The organism is Weizmannia sp. CD-2023 (assembly GCF_036225245.1).
GTDB classification, from domain to species: domain Bacteria; phylum Bacillota; class Bacilli; order Bacillales; family Bacillaceae_C; genus Weizmannia; species Weizmannia faecalis.
Genome location: NZ_JARTJQ010000013.1, coordinates 1 through 16,445, shown reverse-complemented (window position 1 = coordinate 16,445; position 16,445 = coordinate 1). Strand labels below are relative to the sequence as shown.

17 protein-coding genes and 1 riboswitch are annotated in these 16,445 nt (G+C 45.8%); of the genes, 14 read left to right on the top strand and 3 right to left on the bottom strand.

Translation table 11 applies throughout. The annotated features are described in order from the left end of the window. The first annotated feature begins 39 nt into the window (after window positions 1-39). From P9687_RS01660 to P9687_RS01645, 4 genes are all read left to right on the top strand, one after another. Window positions 40-1,215, top strand: coding sequence for an IS256 family transposase (locus P9687_RS01660; RefSeq protein ID WP_104851116.1), 1,176 nt, complete (start codon window positions 40-42; stop codon window positions 1,213-1,215). 717 nt (window positions 1,216-1,932) lie between these two features. Beyond that, a complete protein-coding gene (locus P9687_RS01655) occupies window positions 1,933-2,403 on the top strand; it encodes an SMI1/KNR4 family protein (RefSeq protein WP_014096982.1) in 471 nt (156 codons plus the stop codon). Window positions 2,404-2,494: 91 nt separating this feature from the next. Continuing rightward, window positions 2,495-2,881, top strand: coding sequence for a hypothetical protein (locus tag P9687_RS01650; RefSeq protein ID WP_168985658.1), 387 nt, complete (start codon window positions 2,495-2,497; stop codon window positions 2,879-2,881). Between the two features lie 294 nt (window positions 2,882-3,175). After that, entirely contained in the window at window positions 3,176-3,430 is a 255-nt protein-coding gene (locus P9687_RS01645) for a hypothetical protein (RefSeq protein ID WP_017552292.1), read from the top strand. Window positions 3,431-3,546: 116 nt separating this feature from the next. Here the strand turns inward: P9687_RS01645 and guaC are convergent, their stop codons facing one another. Continuing rightward, entirely contained in the window at window positions 3,547-4,530 is a 984-nt protein-coding gene (gene guaC, locus P9687_RS01640) for a GMP reductase (RefSeq protein WP_017552293.1), read from the bottom strand. A gap of 408 nt (window positions 4,531-4,938) precedes the next feature. Between guaC and P9687_RS01635 the strand changes: the two genes are divergently transcribed. Genes P9687_RS01635 through ssuE form a run of 5 tightly spaced genes read left to right on the top strand, consistent with a single transcriptional unit; the run spans window position 4,939 to window position 9,177 of the window. Further along, window positions 4,939-5,925, top strand: a complete 987-nt coding sequence (locus P9687_RS01635) for a sulfonate ABC transporter substrate-binding protein (RefSeq protein WP_168985657.1) — start codon at window positions 4,939-4,941, stop codon at window positions 5,923-5,925. Window positions 5,926-5,944: 19 nt separating this feature from the next. Beyond that, complete coding sequence (ssuD, locus tag P9687_RS01630; protein ID WP_161655663.1) at window positions 5,945-7,078, top strand: FMNH2-dependent alkanesulfonate monooxygenase; 1,134 nt, start codon at window positions 5,945-5,947, stop codon at window positions 7,076-7,078. 13 nt (window positions 7,079-7,091) lie between these two features. Further along, window positions 7,092-7,850, top strand: a complete 759-nt coding sequence (ssuC, locus tag P9687_RS01625; RefSeq protein ID WP_013860529.1) for an aliphatic sulfonate ABC transporter permease SsuC — start codon at window positions 7,092-7,094, stop codon at window positions 7,848-7,850. A gap of 14 nt (window positions 7,851-7,864) precedes the next feature. Further along, window positions 7,865-8,617, top strand: coding sequence for an ATP-binding cassette domain-containing protein (locus P9687_RS01620; RefSeq protein ID WP_168985656.1), 753 nt, complete (start codon window positions 7,865-7,867; stop codon window positions 8,615-8,617). A 20-nt stretch (window positions 8,618-8,637) separates the two neighbouring features. Next, window positions 8,638-9,177: an NADPH-dependent FMN reductase gene (ssuE, locus tag P9687_RS01615; RefSeq protein ID WP_035189345.1), complete on the top strand. Its 540-nt coding sequence runs from the start codon at window positions 8,638-8,640 to the stop codon at window positions 9,175-9,177. Window positions 9,178-9,265: 88 nt separating this feature from the next. On the opposite strand, the gene P9687_RS01610 is transcribed toward ssuE, so the two are convergent. After that, entirely contained in the window at window positions 9,266-9,445 is a 180-nt protein-coding gene (locus P9687_RS01610; protein ID WP_017553067.1) for a YezD family protein, read from the bottom strand. A gap of 116 nt (window positions 9,446-9,561) precedes the next feature. Continuing rightward, a riboswitch (SAM riboswitch) is annotated at window positions 9,562-9,668 on the bottom strand. A 144-nt stretch (window positions 9,669-9,812) separates the two neighbouring features. On the opposite strand from P9687_RS01610, the gene P9687_RS01605 reads away from it, so the two are divergent. Beyond that, complete coding sequence (locus tag P9687_RS01605; protein WP_035189347.1) at window positions 9,813-11,354, top strand: bifunctional GNAT family N-acetyltransferase/carbon-nitrogen hydrolase family protein; 1,542 nt, start codon at window positions 9,813-9,815, stop codon at window positions 11,352-11,354. Between the two features lie 125 nt (window positions 11,355-11,479). On the opposite strand, the gene P9687_RS01600 is transcribed toward P9687_RS01605, so the two are convergent. Beyond that, complete coding sequence (locus P9687_RS01600) at window positions 11,480-12,394, bottom strand: AEC family transporter (protein WP_168985655.1); 915 nt, start codon at window positions 12,392-12,394, stop codon at window positions 11,480-11,482. A 342-nt stretch (window positions 12,395-12,736) separates the two neighbouring features. On the opposite strand from P9687_RS01600, the gene P9687_RS01595 reads away from it, so the two are divergent. The 4 genes from P9687_RS01595 to P9687_RS01580 all read left to right on the top strand — a co-directional run. After that, the gene (locus P9687_RS01595) at window positions 12,737-13,399 is read left to right on the top strand and encodes a TerC family protein (RefSeq protein WP_168985654.1); all 663 of its coding nucleotides are present in this window, start codon (window positions 12,737-12,739) and stop codon (window positions 13,397-13,399) included. Between the two features lie 398 nt (window positions 13,400-13,797). Next, complete coding sequence (locus P9687_RS01590; protein ID WP_168985653.1) at window positions 13,798-14,013, top strand: hypothetical protein; 216 nt, start codon at window positions 13,798-13,800, stop codon at window positions 14,011-14,013. Window positions 14,014-14,230: 217 nt separating this feature from the next. Beyond that, window positions 14,231-15,607 (top strand): C40 family peptidase, encoded by a 1,377-nt coding sequence (locus P9687_RS01585; RefSeq protein WP_168985652.1) that lies wholly within the window; start codon window positions 14,231-14,233, stop codon window positions 15,605-15,607. A gap of 312 nt (window positions 15,608-15,919) precedes the next feature. Then, the coding region (locus P9687_RS01580; RefSeq protein WP_328228854.1) for an aldehyde dehydrogenase family protein at window positions 15,920-16,445 on the top strand (526 nt) is incomplete at its 3' end.

The window sequence follows — 16,445 nt, the reverse complement described above, 5'->3', positions numbered from 1 at the left end:
TGTTTTCAACAACAATAAACAATGAAAAGAGGAGATAAAATGACTCACTTACAGTTTAACCTAAATTTGGATGTTTTAAAAGAAGCCATCATGACTTCAGATCTTGACGCGGTAATTAAATCAGCGGTTGTCCTCGTGTTAAACGAGTTTATGGAAAAGGAAAGGGATGACTATTTAAAAACGAGCCCTTATGAACGCGCTGTTGAACGCCGGGATTACCGGAACGGTTACTATGAACGCGAGCTGTTGATGAGCATCGGCAATGTTACATTAAAAGTTCCCCGGACACGTAATGGCGAATTCTCAACTACCTTATTTGAAAAGTATGCCAGATGTGACCAAGCTTTCGTCCTTTCTATGTTGGAGATGGTCATCAATGGCGTCTCTACCCGTAAGGTCACAAATGTCGTAGAACAGCTTTGCGGTAAGAATGTATCCAAGTCGTTTGTCTCTTCCCTTACGCAAAAACTGGATCCCATTGTGAATGCTTGGGCCGAGAGACCGTTGAATACAACCTACTACCCTTATGTGTTTGTGGACGCCATGTATATAAAAGTACGGGAGCACCATAAGGTCGTATCAAAGGCTGTTTATATTGCGACTGCCATTACAGAGAAGAATACACGTGAAATACTGGGTTTAAGCGTTGACCATGCAGAAAGTTTGGAGAGTTGGAGTTCATTTTTTAAACAACTTAAATCACGTGGACTCCAATCACCAAAACTCGTTATTTCCGATGCTCACATGGGCCTTCAAAAAGCAATACAACGGGAATTCATTGGTACTGCTTGGCAAAGGTGCAATGTTCATTTTAAACGCAATATCATTGAAAAACTGCCCAAAAAAGATACTGCAGAAATCCGGGTGATGATTAAGCGCGTGTTTGAGGCCGTTACGATTGAGGACATACGCAAGTTTAAAGATGAATTAATAAACAAATTTGGTACAGAAGCAAGATTTGAAAAAGCCCTGGCCATTTTAGATGAAGGTTTTGAAGATACTATCCAATACATGAACTTTCCTGAGAATATCCGTATGCACATACGGAGTACTAATTCCCTCGAGCGGCTTAACCAAGAGGTTCGTAGAAGGGAAAGGGTCATTCGCATTTTTCCTAATACCCAATCTGCTTTTCGTTTGGTTGGTGCCGTTTTAATGCAGTATCAAGATACAGAATACTCGAAGAGGAAGTCACTTATGGGAAAGAATAGTTAGCAGCATTTTCAGCTTAACTTCCATCATGGATGATTTCATCTCCGGGAAGGGATGTCAAATTGAAAGGCATTTGACATCCCTTCCCGGAGATGAAGAAAAAAATCCATGGAAGTTAAGCCGAAAAAATGAAGGGTGGTTGAAAACATTTGCCCATAAATTTACACAATAACCTGGACTTGACTCTTCATGCGAAGGAATGAGGCCAATTTTTCATGCTTTCTTAACGTAGACGCCCTCTATGTTCAGGAACAAGACAATTTTTCCATGCTTCCTTAACGTAGATAGCCTCTATGTAAAGGAACAACGCCAATTTCGCACGCTTCCTTAACATAGACATGCTCTATGTGAAGGAACGAGGCCAATTTCGCACGCTTCCTTAACGTAGACATGCTCTATGTGAAGGAACGAGGCCAATTTTTCATGCTTCCTTAACGTAGACATGCTCTATGTAAAGGAACGAGGCAATTTTTTCACGCTTTCTTAACGTAGACATGCTTCATGCGAAGGAATGAGGCCAATTTTTCATGCTTTCTTAACGTAGACGCCCTCTATGTTCAGGAACAAGACAATTTTTCCATGCTTCCTTAACGTAGATAGCCTCTATGTAAAGGAACAACGCCATTTTCGCACGCTTCCTTAACGTAGACTAATAAACGGAGAGCTGGCTATTGAAAACACAGGGCGAATGATTATATTTTGGAAATGGAGGAATAGATTTTGAGCATAGAAAACTACGAAAAGGCAAAACAACTAATCTATCAAAATGAAAAAATCGCAGACTTTGTAGGTGGCCGGAATAACCATTTAATTTTTATGGCTGAGAAAAAGCTTGGATTAACATTTTCCAATTTATATAGGGACTTTTTATTATCCTTTGGAGCAGGGAATTTCGGGTCTCAAGAGATATACGGAATCATTAAGGAGGACTTTGAAAACTCTTCAGTGCCCGATGCAATTTGGTATACCTTAACAGAAAGAAAGGAAAGTGACCTTCCTATGCATCTTCTTGTTATTTATGACACTGGGGGGGACGAGCTTTTTTGTCTCGACTTTAATCATGTTGGAAATAATAAAGAGCCAAAAGTGGTATCGTTTATTCCTGGAATAAGTTTAGAAAATCAGCAATACAAAATCATCGCAAATGACTTTGGAGATTTCTTATTAGATCTCGTCCAACAAGAAATATAGAATCCCTCTTTTTTCGACGGACAAAAAAAGGTGTTGCTGGAAGTAATTCTATAGATAAAACTGTTATCAGTGCAGATGGAATAGATGGCGGATGACGGTTAGTTTGATATTGCCACTTAGAGCTTTTTACAGGGTTGGGATAAACGTGCTTTTTTCTTCTGATAATAAGGTCTACTTGCAGCGTCTCGTTCGTCCTCTAAAAAATATGAAAAAACGAAAAGATATTGGTGGGGATATAAAAACTGGTATACACACGCACAAACAAAATCTTATATTAAAGACCTATTCAGCAAGCATAGCCGCAGGTGGTACTGCAGGTGGGCTGAGTGCATTAGGCTTTGTGCCAGGGGCATTTGTTGGAGCTGTAGCTGGAACTTACTGGCAATTATTGGCGTCTAGGATGGACGCTCATGATAAGGGGAAAGGTGTTACAGTCTCAGTCACTTGGGTTTTAATCTTTTCAGTAAAAACAAGATAAAGAGAAGAAATTATGTCCCTTTTTATTTGGATGATGATGTTTTTATTGCTAATTATTTCACTTAGGAAAAAACATTATAAATGGACAAAATTCAAGGTTATGATTACTGTTATTGTCGGATTTGCTTTAATGTTTTCTATAACGTTCTTTATATTGAGGTACTAAAAAGCAGGAAAAGGATTTTCATACCCTGGAAATCCTTTTAGCTATTTCCTTTTTCTAGTGGATGTGTGTATAAATGAACGATACTTTCTATGTAGAGAACCTGGATCTGGTATCGGGCGAATAATTGCAATGAATGATCATTTGGTGGGCCCTTATATACAGCGGCTACCTGCAGATCACTTACAAACTAAAAAAAGGCAGCGGGTATTTGCTGCCTTTTTGGGATTGCAGGCCGGGGGCGGAAATAGGGCTTGCTGCATAAGCAAAATTCCTAGATTTGGCAAGGTTGCTGACAGCTTTGGCAACCATTTAATGCAAGGGATTTACAACCATTTCAGGGAAAAGCTTGCACTCGAAAGCCGATTCAACGGATGGAGAAGATAAAATCACCCATTTTCGCAAAAGAATTCCTCTATATTTTGAGACAGAGCTTGCAGAGAAAATCAGAATCGGATTCGTTCAGCAAGCCCTAAATGGGATACGTTCAACTGTACCGGGCGTTAATACACCCGGTCTCCGTTAAAAATGGAACTTTTTACAACGACATAGTCCACTTTCCGAATGTCCGCCAGTTTGTTACCGCCGGCATAGGAAATGGCAGATTGCAAGTCCTCTTCCATTTCTTTCAGCGTATCCTGAAGCGGACCTCTGTATTCCACGTACATTTTTTTCCCTTCGACGTTTTTGCGTTCCCCTTTTTGAAACTCCGATGCCGACCCGAAATACTCTTTGTAAAGTTTTCCGTCCATTTCAATCGTTTCACCCGGGGATTCTTCGTGCCCGGCGAAAAGGGAGCCGATCATTACCATTGTCGCCCCGAACCGGACCGATTTGGCAATATCACCGTGCGTGCGGATTCCGCCGTCCGCAATAATCGGTTTGCTTGCCGCCTTTGCACACCAGCGCAATGCCGCCAGTTGCCAGCCCCCTGTTCCGAACCCGGTTTTAATTTTTGTAATGCATACTTTTCCTGGCCCGATGCCGACTTTTGTGGCGTCTGCCCCGGCATGTTCCAATTCCCGGACGGCTTCAGGCGTGCCGACATTTCCGGCAATGACAAACGTTTCCGGCAAGTGCTTTTTGATATGATGGATCATATCAATCACGGCATTCGAATGGCCATGTGCAATGTCAATTGTTATATACTCCGGCACTAGGTTTCTTGCGGCCAGTTCTTCGATAAACGCATATTCTTCCGGCTTGACACCTGTGCTGATAGAAGCATAAAGCCCGCGCTCCTTCATCTCCTTCACAAACGAAAGCCGTTTTTCCGGCTGAAAACGGTGCATAATGTAAAAATATCCGTTTTCCGCAAGGTAGACTGCGATTTTTTCATCTATGATGGTTTGCATATTGGCCGGCACAACAGGCAATCTGAATTTCCGCCCGCCCAATTCCACACTCGTATCACACTCCGAACGGCTATTTACAATGCATTTTTCCGGAATTAGCTGAATATCTTCATAATCAAACACTGTATCCATGGGTTTACACTCCTAAAAACGAATATTATTTGAATATAACTCAATAAATGTTCGTACATTGGTACTTTACCTGATTTTTTTACAATTGTCAAAGGTTTTCATCATGATACCGGCGATCAGCATGAATGATAAAAAAATAAAATATTACTTGACAGGTCGGAATAGTGGAATTAAAATGAATTTAACCTTTCAAACGGGCAAGCAACATTTAAGCGGATACTGATGTGGAAAGACAATTGAAATATTTTGAAGCCGGCCGGTCAACCGAAGGCTCCTCACTTTATTTAAAAGATGAGGGGCCTTTTTTGCGGCCTTTTACCAACTAAATAAATCGGAATGATAGGAAAGGGGGCGGTGCCCATGTGTACCTCCTACATAATGCTATAAAACAAGAAAGGAGAGAGGGAAATGTTAAAGAAACGAAAGCGACTGGTGTCGGTCCATTTGCTGCTGATCACCGCCATTTTTTTACTCATCAGCGGATGCAGCAGTGGGAAAAAGGATACAGCAGCGGCAAAATCGGGCGAAAAAGGCGGCAAAGTGGTCCGGATTGGCTATCAGAAATTCGGAACCTTAAACATTTTAAAAGCGAAAGGAACACTTGAAAAAGCACTGAAACCGCTCGGATATTCCGTAAAATGGACGGAATTTCCCGGCGGCCCGCAGCTTTTGGAAGCGTTGAATGCGGGGAGTCTAGACTTTGGCCATACGGGGGAAGCACCGCCCATTTTTGCTCAGGCAGCAGGGGCGCCGCTCGTATATTTTGCCGATTCGGCCAGCAATCCAAAAGGGGAAGCCATCATTGTCCCGAAAAATTCCAACATTCATAGCCTCAAAGATTTAAAAGGCAAGAAAATCGCGTTGAATAAGGGTTCGAATGTCCACTATTTGCTTGTACGGGCATTGGAGAAAGCCGGCATTTCCTACAGCAGCATCCATCCGGTTTTTCTGGCGCCCGCCGATGCGCGCACTGCATTTGAAAAAGGGGATGTCGATGCATGGGTGATCTGGGATCCGTTTTTGGCTGATGCACAGCTGGCAACGAAATCCCACACCATAGTGGACGGCACCAGCCTTGTCGAGAACCGGGAGTTTTTCCTGGCAGCAAAGCCGTTTGCACAAAACCATGCGGACGTTCTCCAAGTGATTTTTAAACAACTTGAGAAAACAGACCTATGGGTGGAGAAAAATCCAAAGCAGGCGGCTGAATTCCTGGCGCCGCAGATTGGAATGGATAAAAAATCATTGGAACTGGCGCTCAGCCGCAAACAGTTTGGCGTTGAAAAAATCACAGCGCAAACGATTAAGGGCCAGCAGCAAATCGCAAATGAATTTTACAAACTGAAGTTAATTCCGAAACCAATCAAAGTGAAAGAAGCCTTTTTATCCGACTAAATGAAAGGGGAAATGATACATGAAAGTATTCTGGTTTATACCGACGCATGGCGATTCGCGCTACCTAGGGGTAACAACCGGCGGGCGGGCCGTCACTTATCATTATTTAAAGCAAGTGGCACAAGCGGTCGACCAGCTCGGCTACACCGGGGCGCTGCTCCCAACCGGAAGATCTTGCGAAGATGCATGGGTGGCGGCCTCGAGCCTGATTCCGGTTACTTCAAAAATGAAGTTCCTCGTTGCGGTCCGGCCTGGGATCATGTCTCCATCGCAGGCAGCGAGAATGGCCGCAACATTTGACAGGCTTTCCGAAGGGCGGCTGCTCATCAATGTTGTCACCGGGGGGGATCCGGTTGAACTGGCGGGGGACGGTCTCCATCTCAGCCACCGCGAACGTTATGAACTGACCGATGAATTTCTGACAATCTGGCGGAACTTGCTCGAAAACAGGGAAGCCGATTTTACAGGCAAATATTTAAACGTAAAAGGGAGCAAATTGCTCTACCCGACGGTGCAGCAGCCTTATCCGCCGCTTTATTTCGGCGGGTCGTCGGAAATCGGGCAGGAAGTGGCGGCAAAACATGTCGATGTCTATTTGACCTGGGGCGAGCCGCCGGAAAAAGTAAAGGAAAAAATCAGCCATGTCAAAAAACTGGCGTCAGCACAAGGAAGGACAGTGCGTTTCGGCATCCGGCTCCATGTCATTGTCAGGGAAACAGAAAAAGCGGCGTGGGATGCTGCCAATGACTTGATCCGGTATGTGGATGATGAACTCATCCAAGCGTCCCAAAAGATTTTCTCACGGTTTGACTCGGTCGGCCAGCAACGGATGACATCCCTGCACAACGGCAGCCGGGACCATCTTGAAATCAGCCCGAACCTTTGGGCCGGCGTCGGGCTCGTGCGCGGCGGGGCGGGAACGGCGCTTGTAGGCAGCCCGGAAATTGTCGCAGAAAGAATGAAGGAATATGCAGAACTTGGCATTGAAACGTTCATTTTATCCGGTTATCCGCATCTTGAAGAAGCGTACCGGACGGCTGAGCTGTTGTTCCCGTACCTGCCGCTTGAGCAGCCTGATGCCCCCGCTTCCAATATCATCAGCCCGTTCGGCGAGATTGTGGCGAACGATGCACTGCCGAAAGTATTAAAGTAAGGAGGCCGGTCTGATGTTGAAAAAACGCGTCATGCCATGGGTGGTGCCGGTTTTCCTGCTGTTTGCCTGGCAGCTTGCAAGTTCGGCCGGCATTTTGCCATCCAATGTGCTCCCAAGCCCTGTTGCCGTTGTAAAAGCGGCTTGGAGCCTCACACAATCCGGGCAGCTTTTCGATTATATCGCCGCCAGCGCAAAACGGGCACTGGTCGGATTTTTGGTTGGCGGCGGAATCGGATTTGGGCTCGGGCTGTTTACCGGGCTGTCCAAAAAAGCGGAGGGCCTGCTCGACAGTACCGTGCAGATGGTCCGGAACGTTCCCCATCTCGCCCTGATTCCGATTGTTATTTTATGGTTCGGGATCGGGGAAGAGGCGAAGCTGTTTCTCGTCGCGCTCGGCACCTTTTTTCCAATCTATTTAAATACGTTTCATGGTATCCGTTCGGTGGACAGAGCGCTGATTGAAATGGGGGGTGTTTACGGGCTGAAAGGGCCGGCGCTTTTTTGGCATATGATCCTGCCGGGGGCGCTTCCTTCCATTTTGGTCGGTGTGCGCTATGCGCTCGGGGTCACATGGGTAACCCTGATTGTGGCCGAAACGATTGCATCCAACTCCGGTATTGGCTATATGGCCATGAACGCCCGCGAGTTCATGCAGCTTGACGTTGTCGTTTTGAGCATTGTCTTATATGCCCTTCTTGGAAAACTTTCCGACTGGCTGGCAAAAATCGCGGAACAACGATTGTTAAAGTGGCACCCGTCATATCAAAAATAAAGGAGGAGGAAACGATGACGAATAAGGTGTTTGCTGTGGAAATTGAGGGGCTGGAAAAATCATTCGGCAGCCATCGCGTCCTGCGCCATCTTCATTTGAAAATAAGAAAAGGGGAATTTATTGCGATTGTCGGAAGGAGCGGATGCGGCAAAAGTACGCTCCTTAGGCTGCTTTCAGGGCTTGAAGCGGCAAGCGGCGGAAAAATTCTTATAAACGGGGCGCCTTTATCCGGCATAAATAGATCGGCGAAAATGATGTTTCAGGACGGCCGCCTGCTCCCGTGGAAAACCGTGCTTCAAAATGTCGGCCTGGGCCTTGCAGGAGACTGGAAGCATGCGGCCCGTGAAATGCTTAGAAAGGTCGGGCTGGAAGGGCGTGCGGATGATTGGCCTTCATCCTTATCCGGCGGGCAGAAACAAAGGGTGGCGCTGGCGAGGGCATTAATCCATGAGCCGGACATCCTTCTCCTCGATGAACCGCTTGGGGCGCTTGATGCTTTAACCCGGATTGAAATGCATGCGCTGATCCAGTCTCTTTGGCTCGAAAAACATTTTACAGCCATATTGGTGACGCATGACGTGGAAGAAGCAGTCGCCCTCGCCGATCGGGTAGTGTTAATCGAAGAAGGGGAAATTGCGATGGACTGCCCGGTAAAACTCCCTTATCCGCGGAAAAGGGACCACGCCCTCTTTGCAGCAACGGCCAATCATATTTTAAACCGCATTTTAGGGAGCGGCCACCCGGTTTTGCATGCAATGAAAAATTAAGGAAGAAATGGGGGATTCATATGGCGGAAAAAATAGTACTGCTGAACGGGAGCCCTTCTGCGTATACGAGATTAAATGGGATCCGTGATTATATCAGGGCCGGGTTAAGGGGGCACGGGTACGAACCGGAGCTCATCAATATCCGGGAACTTCCGGCCGGCGATTTAATGCATGCCCGGCAAAGCCCGCCCATCACCGGGGCATTAAGAAAAGTGGAAGAAGGCGATACGATAATCATTTTGACACCGGTCTATAAAGCGTCTTATTCCGGACTGCTCAAGACGTTTCTGGATCTTTTGCCGCAAAATGGCTTATCCGGCAAACAGGTGCTGCCGCTCGCCATGGGCGGCACATTCGGCCACTTGCTCGCGCTCGATTACGCCCTGAAACCGGTCTTGGCTTCGCTCGGGACAACTTGCATTGAAAAAGGGGTGTTCATTCTCGACCAACAAGTGAAAAAAAAGGATGGGTTTTATGAACTCGACCGGCAAGCGGCTGGCCGCCTGAATGCTGCTTTAAAAACAGCATTTCCGCAAATTTCCATACCGCTGTACTCTTAAACAAATCCGGCATTTGGACGATATCCAAATGCCGGCATTCGTGTAGCACGAACAACGGGAAAAGAGATAACCGGAATGCCGGCGCCCGTCATCCCATCTTTTGTTTGGGAAGTGCCGCTTTTTTCTTTTCCAGTGCAAACCGGACTTTCTCGGTTGTTTCGATCTGTGTGATGTTTCCTTCATGGATCGAAATGACCACTGTTCCAAACTCCAGTTTTTGCAATGATTCCATAATGCGGGCTACTTTCGTTTCATCAATATGAGCCATTTTTCATACCCCCCAAAATAAATTTCGTGTGTGCGTGGTGGTCCGGCCGGCCATGCGGATGATCCAAAAAAGAAAGGCCCCCTTCAAGAAAAGTTAAGAAGAGGGCGAGGCTCCTTAACTTATCTTCCAAGCTTGGCGCTTGCTGGAATTAGCACAGTATTCCCAAAAAGAATCTGTTGCTGAGGTTTCCTCGGGCCAGTCCCTCCCCCTCTCTTGATAAGCTGTATAGAAATAATTTGTTAAAACTATGATAAATAATATTATTCCGATTTGTCAACTTATATTTTCGGCATTTCAGCTGCTTTTCGGGCAAAACCGATTCGGATAGGGTATGATAATAGAAAAAGTGTGTTAAGGGTGTGAGATTGTGCCAGAGACAGATGTATCCAAGTTTGAGAAGAAAATCGAGGTGCGGAACATCCGCTTTGAAGACATTGATGATATTATGGCATTGTCGAAAAAATGTTTTCCGGGGATGGAGCCGTGGAAACACGAGCAGCTGGAAAGCCATATCCGGATTTTTCCGGAAGGGCAGTTTTGCGTGGAATACGAAGGGAAAATCGTCGGTTCCTGCTCCAGCTTAATTGTCAATTTCGATGAATACGAAGACCAGCATACATGGGATACGATCACTGCGAACGGCTACATTACCAACCATAATCCGCACGGGCTCAACCTGTACGGCATTGAAGTGATGATCGACCCGGAATACCGGCGCATGAAGTTCGGGCACCGTTTGTATGAGGCACGGAAAGAGCTTTGCCGGAAAATGAACCTTCAAAGCATCATCATTGGCGGCCGGATTCCGAATTACAGCAAATATAAAGACAAAATGACCCCGCGCGAATACGTGGAAGAAGTCGAGATGCACAATATTTATGACCCGGTTCTGTCCTTCCAGCTGCTTGAAGGGTTCCAGATTATGCGGATCAACAGGCAGTATTTGCCGGATGATACAGCATCCGCTTCATTTGCAACGCTTATGGAATGGCATAACGTCGATTATTTGCCGAAGTCCCGCCGTGTCTATCATGCTTCGTTCCCGGTCAGGATTACAGCGATCCAATATATGATGAAAAAAATTGATTCCTTCGATGATTTTGTCAGACAGGTAGAATATTATGTCGATGTGGCCGCGGATTTCGGTTCTGATTTCGCCGTTTTTCCGGAAATTTTCACCACACAGTTGATGTCCTACCTGGAAGAAAAACGCCCTGACCAGGCAGTGCGCCGGCTTTCCGGGTACACAGACCAATATATTGAACTGTTTACAGAGCTTGCCGTACGCTACAATGTCAACATTATCGGCGGGTCCCATTTTGTGGAAGAAGACGGGGGCATTTACAATGTCGCTTTTTTGTTCCGGCGCGATGGGACGATTGAGAGGCAGACCAAACTCCATATTACGCCAAATGAGCGGAAATGGTGGGGGATCGCGGAAGGAAACGAACTCAATGTATTTGATACGGATTGCGGGAAAATTGCGATTCTGATTTGCTATGATATCGAGTTTCCGGAGCTGGCCCGTGTCGCTGTCGACCACGGTGCGAACATTATTTTTGTCCCGTTTTGCACGGACGACCGCCAGGCCTATTTGCGCGTCCGCTACTGTGCACAGGCGCGGGCCATTGAAAACCAGGTGTACACCTGTATTGCGGGAACAGTCGGCAACCTGACCCACGTGGAAAACATGGATATCCAGTATGCCCAGTCCGGGATCTTTTCTCCCTCCGATTTCGGTTTTGCCCGCGATGGCATTGTCGGGGAATGCGATCCCAATGTCGATACCGTCGTTGTCGGCGATGTCGATCTTGAGAAGCTGCGCCGCAACCGCAACAGCGGCTCCGTCCGGCAACTGGCCGACCGGAGAAGGGATTTGTATCAGATTAAGATCAACACCAAGGCCTGAGCATGACGGACTGGACGCAAGACCGGCCGGGCAGCCGCCAAGTGCCTGAACGGCTGCTCGGAAAAACCGGATACCGCATCAAAAAACCGCTTAGAGGATGGAAGCTCTAAGCGGTTTTTCATGATTCAGGCGATCTTCAGCACGACCATCAGGCTGGTCATCAACACAATGCTGATCAAAATGGACAACGAGTTAAACGTGCTGGACATGGCGACATTGCCGCCGCATTTCTGGGTAAATGCCGTGCAGACGGCGGAAATCGGCGCAAACGCGATAATCACGAGCACGAGCCGAACTTCAAGCGGCAGCGGCAGCAGGAAATAAAAGAATGCTGCAAACAGGATGGCCATTCCGTAACGGATGATAACGGCTTTTAAGATGCCCGCAACCTGGCTTTTTTCAAGCCGGAGTTCAAAACCGATCCCGATCATCAGCATGGCCAGAAAGCCGTTTGCCTGTCCGACGATTCCGGTAAATGTGGTCACGCCTGCCGGCAATGTAATATGCAAAAGCGACAGCGCAAGCATGATCAGATAGGTATCCATCGGGATGGATGAAAACATTTTTTTTAGGTAAGATGCCGCATTTGTTCTTTCGTTGTTGGCAACGGCGGAAGCAATCGAATATGTGCCGCCCGTGCATAAAACCGAATTGCCGGCATCGAACAGGCAGGTTGCCACTACACCAACGGGCCCCAGGAAATTTTGTACATAGGGGAGCGTAAAACAGCCAATATTATAACCAGAATAATTGATCATGTTAAAGGCTTTTTCCATATGGGTACGGCGCCAGGAAACGATATAGCCGGTTGCAATCATCACTAGATTGCAAAAGACGCCGATTGCAACAAGCATCAGCAGCGAAGTTTCAAGGGAGAGTTTTTCAAAATTTGTAATCACGGCGCATGGCAATGTAATGTTTAAAACCATGCGGGAAACCAGCTGAAAATCATCCGGCTTAAAAAATCCAATCCGCTTCAAAATGTAACCGAGCACAATGATCAAAATAAACGAAGCGGCTTTCGTCAACACAACACCCACATTTTTCCCAGCTTTCTTTTTGATCTAATTTCATTAAAAAACAATGAGAAAGAAACGGCAAGGAAAATTTTTGGCAACTCTGTCCTGGTTATTCAGATAACAGGTTAGTTCTTTTTTATCACAGTTCAAAATAAGGCATAAAAAATGATTTGATCCTATTTGAAAATGAAGTCAGCCACCTGGTAAATCTTTTCCATGAAAACGGCATTCCTTTTTCATTCGGAAAAATTTTTGCTGCGTCTGTTTTTGCTTTTGTCCAAATATATTAATAGAGGGATCGGCGTGCGATGCTGTTTTTCCGTTCCCGAAATGGATTGGCAAAGGCAGGGGTGACGTGTTTTTGTGATTTTAAAAATTTACTTGCTCAACCTGATTAGTGATCTGGATAATCTTCTTATTATTACAACCGTGGTCCGGAAATACGGCTATGAGCCAAAGCGTCTGTTTTTTTATATCGTTGTATGTCTGACAGCCAGCCGTACAATTTATGTTGCGATGATTCAGTATTTAACAGGGATTCCGGGATTCCGCGTCTTGGCAGGGATGATTCTCCTCTATATTGCTTTCCGTTTTGTAAGTTCCATCCAGCCTGATTCCGAGGCAAGGCCCGTTCCAAGCATCCCGGCCGCCAAAATGCTGTTAATTGTGCTTGCGGCTGATTTTCTCGTCTGTATGGACAGTGTTTTGATCACGTCCGGCATTTCCGCCAATTTGCTGTACACGATGGCTGGCATGGCCTTAAGCTTAACGACTGTACTCGCTTTCTTCGAGTTCTTTTCTGAAATACTGGATAAAATTTCATTGGTGCAGATTGTTGCCGGCGGTCTGATTGCACATGTTGCGGTCACCGGCATCTTTAAAGATCCGGTCATGAAATACCCTGTGAGCCTGTTGGAAAAAGTTTGGGGATTTCAATTAAACGAATGGATCAACTTCATTGCGCTGGATGCCGCCATCTTTTTGATATTAGCCGGGTTCATGATAAAGGCAAGAAACAGGGCCTGACCAGATTCGCCGAAAGAAGAGCCGGCTGCCAGGATGCGCGAACGTCCGGGCCGGCAGCACAGTTTAAAAACAGCCCGCTTCCGGCAAGGGAACAGCTCGGCGCGTTCGCAGCGATATACTGGATTGGAGTCCCGAAAGCCGGTCTTAGAGTGTCATATAGCAATGAAAAGCCCCCCTAGTTCGTGTGAAAGATTCCGCTCACGAACCGGGGGGGGTTTGTTTCGTTGCGGAGACAGCCTTCCTTACAGAGATGGGAAGTTCATTCGGAATAATAACAATTTTAAAAAATGCAAAGAATTCCGCTCAATGATTTGACATTTTGGCTAATGCGTTACGGATCAAAACAAGCTAATATGAATTTATACAAATCAGAAAGTTCATTTAAAGGGGCAATCAGAATGGCTGAAAACTTGCCTTCCACTGAAGTGATGGTGGATGAATTGAAGGAATGGGACAAAAAATATTTTATTCACCCGACGACATCCCCCGGGATCCACGTAAAAGAGGGGCTGCCGATTATTTTTAAGGAAGGCAGGGGTGAACAGTCCCTATACATCGGGCTTCTGAAACAATGCCTCCTCGCTGCCAAAGCGAGGGATTTTTTTGCGGATTAAATAGAAACACAACTTTTTTCCTATATAAATTGGTTTTATCACAACTATATTCCTAAAATGGTAAATTTTCTATGAGATTACAGTTGAATTACGTTTTCATAGAATGATTGAAAGTGGGGGTGAATTTTTTTAAAATAGGGTTTGTGAGTGAAACAAACCATGACCCTTTATATATAGCCAATGAAAATTTTTTTAAACATCCAGGAGGTTTTCGATCTTGACTCGAAAAAAAGTATTGTCTGTTACCGCCGGCATGACATTAGCGTCTTTAATTGTAGGTTCTGCATCAACGGAAGCAGCTACATACACGGTCAAAAAAGGAGATTCGTTGTGGAAGATTTCCCAACAATACCATACAACGGTTTCCCAAATTAAAAGTGATAACCATTTGACAGGCGATATTATTTATCCGAATCAGAAATTTAAGGTGCCGTCTAATACACCAAAAAAATATAAAATTGTATCAGGGGACACGCTTTCCGCCATTGCAAAAAAATACGGCGTTAAAGTATCCCAATTGAAAGAGTGGAACCATTTAAACTCTGATTTAATTTATGCCGGAGATATCCTGAAAATTAACAGTTCTTCCGCTACAACCAGCAGTACTGCCAATAGTACTGCCAACAGTACTGCCAACAGTACTGCGAATCGTAACGCCAACAACAGCACTGCCAACAGCAGCGCTGCAAATAACACCGCCAAAAGTGCTGCGGCGCAAAGAAGCACAGCGCCAAACGGCACATATAAAATTGTATCAGGGGACACGCTTTCCGGCGTTGCGCAAAAATTCGGCGTGACCGTCTCCCAATTGAAAGAATGGAACCATTTAAGCTCTGATTGGATTGTTGCCGGAAGTGCTTTAAAAGTGGACGGCCCATCCAGTGCTGTAAGCAGCTCGCAATCCAATCAATCGTCTGGCACAGCAAGCAGCTCAAATGGTGCAGGTAGCACAAGCGCAAGTTCACAGACAAGCGGTTCGTCCAGCACGGCAAGCAGTTCGTCCAACAATTCGGGCAGCACAACTGCAAATGGTTCAACCAGCACGCAAAGCAGTTCACAAGCGGGCAGCTCACAATCTAATCAATCGTCCGGTACTGCAAGCAGTTCGTCTAACGCCGGGAGCAGCTCAAATGGAAGCAGTTCATCCAGCTCGGCAAGCACAAGCAGCTCACAAGCAAGCGGCTCAAGGTCCGTTTCCAAAAACGTTGTATCAAGTTCAAATTCAGGCTCTTACAGCGGCTCTGCAGTGGCACAAGTTGCACAAAAATATATCGGCGCACCGTACCGTTTCGGCGGAACCACGCCATCCGGATTTGACTGCAGCGGCTTTGTTTACTATGTACTTAACGAGGCCGGCAAATCCATTGGCCGTCTGGATGCAGCAGGATTCTACAGCAACTCCTACAGGGTAAGCAGCCCGCAGCCTGGAGATCTCATTTTCTTTGAAAATACCTACAAATCCGGAATCTCGGACGTCGGTATCTATCTCGGAAACAACCAGTTTATCTCTGATTCGGACAAGAGCGTCTCGATCAAAAGCTTAAGCAACCCTTACTGGAACTCCCATTTCAACAGCATCAGGAGACTCTATTAAGATAAAAAAAGCCGGCGGCATGCCGGCTTTTTTCATACCCTTTTTTATTCTCCCGTTTTACAGGTTCTGTTCAAATCTAACACAACCCATTTTAAAATGCTCCCCTACCATGCTTTTCCCAATAAAAATTACTCATTTTTCGCATAAAAGGGTTGACTGAAAGCGTTTTTGGTATTAAGATGTAATCAATATAACCAAAAGATAACCAAAACATGATAAAGGAAATACGGCATGTCAAATGGTTATCGTGCTGTGCCGCCGTGGTTTTAATAGAGTGAAATCATATTTGCTTTATAAACGAGGAGGATGGAGATGTCAGGAGTAACGGTAAGTGTGGAAAAACTAAAGAATTATATAAACGGTGAATGGGTTGAAAGCAAAACGTCACAATTTGAAGCTGTATACAATCCGGCAACTGAAGAAATCATTGCACGCGTTCCGATTTCTACAAAAGAAGAAGTGGACGAAGCTGTCCGGGCAGCGGCAAAAGCATTTCAAACCTGGAAAAATGTTCCGGTGCAAAAACGCGCCCGGATTCTATTTCATTTCCATCAATTATTGCAAGAGAACAAGAATGAACTTGCGAGAATTATTACTGTTGAAAACGGCAAAAATCTCACGGAAGCGCTGGGGGAAGTTGGCCGCGGGATCGAAAATGTGGAATTTGCATGCGGTGCCCCGACTTTAATGATGGGTGATTCCTTGACGACGATCGCAACAGATGTTGAAGTGACAAATTACAGATATCCGATTGGGGTTGTCGGCGGGATTACGCCGTTTAACTTTCCAATGATGGTGCCGTGCTGGATGTTCCCGGTTGCTATTGCGGTTGGCAATA

Bases quoted from the DNA above. Each gene is read 5' to 3' on its own strand.
- P9687_RS01660 (WP_104851116.1), top strand. From the start codon at position 40: ATGACTCACTTACAGTTTAACCTAAATTTGGATGTTTTAAAAGAAGCC.
- P9687_RS01650 (WP_168985658.1), top strand. From the start codon at position 2,495: ATGACGGTTAGTTTGATATTGCCACTTAGAGCTTTTTACAGGGTTGGG.
- P9687_RS01645 (WP_017552292.1), top strand. From the start codon at position 3,176: ATGAATGATCATTTGGTGGGCCCTTATATACAGCGGCTACCTGCAGAT.
- guaC (WP_017552293.1), bottom strand. From the start codon at position 4,530: ATGGATACAGTGTTTGATTATGAAGATATTCAGCTAATTCCGGAAAAA.
- P9687_RS01635 (WP_168985657.1), top strand. From the start codon at position 4,939: ATGTTAAAGAAACGAAAGCGACTGGTGTCGGTCCATTTGCTGCTGATC.
- ssuD (WP_161655663.1), top strand. From the start codon at position 5,945: ATGAAAGTATTCTGGTTTATACCGACGCATGGCGATTCGCGCTACCTA.
- ssuC (WP_013860529.1), top strand. From the start codon at position 7,092: ATGTTGAAAAAACGCGTCATGCCATGGGTGGTGCCGGTTTTCCTGCTG.
- P9687_RS01620 (WP_168985656.1), top strand. From the start codon at position 7,865: ATGACGAATAAGGTGTTTGCTGTGGAAATTGAGGGGCTGGAAAAATCA.
- ssuE (WP_035189345.1), top strand. From the start codon at position 8,638: ATGGCGGAAAAAATAGTACTGCTGAACGGGAGCCCTTCTGCGTATACG.
- P9687_RS01610 (WP_017553067.1), bottom strand. From the start codon at position 9,445: ATGGCTCATATTGATGAAACGAAAGTAGCCCGCATTATGGAATCATTG.
- P9687_RS01590 (WP_168985653.1), top strand. From the start codon at position 13,798: ATGGCTGAAAACTTGCCTTCCACTGAAGTGATGGTGGATGAATTGAAG.